Raw genomic sequence first — 249 nt, forward strand, 5'->3', positions numbered from 1 at the left:
GCATGAGGCTGTCAGCAGCACGGAGACCAGGACGATGGTTAGCCACGTCTGGCTGACCATGCGCAGCATCCCTTTCGTACGCTGGCTCATGGCTGAGGACAGCTTCTGGTCGTGGGCGAGGATGGCGGCGCTGATTCTCTTCTCGCTTTCGCGCAGTTCCGCTCTGACAGACTTCTCGTGCTCGCTGAATGCGGCTTTCAGCATCTCGCCGGTACTCTCCTGCTGCGCTTTCGCTTTCCGCTCTAAGTC

Annotated in this window: 1 protein-coding gene; it reads right to left on the reverse strand. The window is 59.8% G+C overall.

The genetic code is table 11. The features are described 5' to 3' along the window. Window positions 1-249: MbeB family mobilization protein (locus SB754_RS22005; protein WP_410784426.1), on the reverse strand; the 249-nt coding region annotated here is incomplete at both ends.

It is taken from the genome of Leifsonia sp. SIMBA_070 (genome assembly GCF_046534635.1).
Taxonomy (GTDB): domain Bacteria; phylum Actinomycetota; class Actinomycetes; order Actinomycetales; family Microbacteriaceae; genus Leifsonia.